This window comes from Metabacillus niabensis (assembly GCF_902829255.1).
GTDB lineage: Bacteria > Bacillota > Bacilli > Bacillales > Bacillaceae > Metabacillus > Metabacillus niabensis.
On the sequence record NZ_CADEPK010000213.1, the window covers coordinates 1 to 1512 of the forward strand.

The following is a 1512-nucleotide window of genomic DNA, read 5'->3' on the forward strand; positions in this document are numbered from 1 at the left end:
CGATACTATAGTAAATAGGTATCGCTTTTTTATTTTCCAAAAGATTCAGTTTTGCTGATAAAAGTGAAACTTTTTTTAAAAATTTTCGTTAATAGTTATAGAAGTGAAAGGTAAGGCTAGTTTTATTTTATCAGGAATGTTTCTAAATGCCTTTTATAACCCTGATTTTATTTATTAATAATTTTGCTAACTGCATCCTTTGCATATTATTTCTGTAAAAGTTAGTTAAATCATAATTTGATTGGTCTAGTCACTATCCATTAATTAGCTTTCTGACGTATTACACTAAAGTGGTGGAATTTTAAAGCAGCAGAGACGAGGTATAAGATGATAAGAAGTAAATTAGCAATACTTAGTTCGTTTATTATTTTAGCTATATGTATGTATTTATCTTTCCCTTTTCCTAATAATGTAACACTTGGAGCTCATTCTACATTCATGTCTTTCCCAATTAGCGATTTAAATGGGTATATTTGGCTCGGTGTAGTTGGCACGGTATTATTTATAGTGGCATTGATTTTACTTATCGTTGGGATTAAGAAGTATTATTTTAGAACAATAGTTGCAGTTCTAATTATATATTCAATTTTACCAACTTTCCTAATTTCGTTGTACCAAGAAACATTTGCAAACGGCATTCAATCTATTTCTTATGATGGTAATGGAAATTGCAATTTTGAGGATGTGAGTGAAGACATAATAAATGGAGAATGTAATCTTGTATTACATAATCATAGCAATGAAGCTGTAACATTTGAATTAGAATTTTTAGATTCTTTTCCTACGGAAGACGAATTGCAAGTGGAGTCACTTATGAATATAGCTGGTCCATATAGAATTACAATAGAAGCTAATCAAAAAAAATCCATTCATTTGAAGAAATTACTCGACTTATCAGATACTCCAAAACATATTGATAGAGGCTCATCGAATAATATTCATTTTAAGTTAATAGACGGAGAGACTACACGGATTTTATAGTTGGGATTGTTTCGTTTGAAATTTATGTGATTGTTAAATAAAACGGAGGAATTAAAATGAAAGATAAGTTAAGAAAATCATCATCAGATAAGTCGATAAGTGGTGTTTGCGGTGGTATAGCTGAGTATTTTGGTATATCATCTTTGGCTGTTAGATTAATTTTCATTTTTTTACCTGCTAATATTCTTATATATTTAATACTTACTAATACAATGTCTGAAAACCCCCCGTCATTATAATTTTTTTCAAAAAACGAGAAATAATTCTTCAGTAAAGTGGATCGAGTTTCTTATTGAAAAACGTTTGTGCTGTATAGTGCAAAACGACAAGGAATATCACAAAAAGCATGTCTATAAAATGTGAATTTGACGATTCTTTTGGAAGGCTTGCAATCAACGGCGATAATAGGCTCGGTTATTTTACAAAAGGAGAGCCACTTATCATAACTTTAGTCAACCAAAAAATCTACCTATTGATTAATTGGAGTTTTACAACTGGATTTACTGATAATAAAAATTGGTTGAAGTATAT

3 protein-coding genes are annotated in these 1512 nt (G+C 29.7%); all 3 read left to right on the top strand.

Going from position 1 to position 1512, the window contains the following annotated elements; all coding sequences use genetic code 11:
• Positions 1-327: 327 nt before the first annotated feature.
• On the top strand, positions 328-981 hold the full coding sequence (locus HU235_RS13990; RefSeq protein ID WP_174880584.1) for a hypothetical protein: 654 nt from the start codon (positions 328-330) through the stop codon (positions 979-981).
• 56 nt (positions 982-1037) lie between these two features.
• Positions 1038-1220: a PspC domain-containing protein gene (locus tag HU235_RS13995; RefSeq protein ID WP_174880585.1), complete on the top strand. Its 183-nt coding sequence runs from the start codon at positions 1038-1040 to the stop codon at positions 1218-1220.
• A 107-nt stretch (positions 1221-1327) separates the two neighbouring features.
• Positions 1328-1512 (top strand): hypothetical protein (locus HU235_RS24895; protein ID WP_217451445.1); only part of this gene is annotated, 185 nt, incomplete at its 3' end.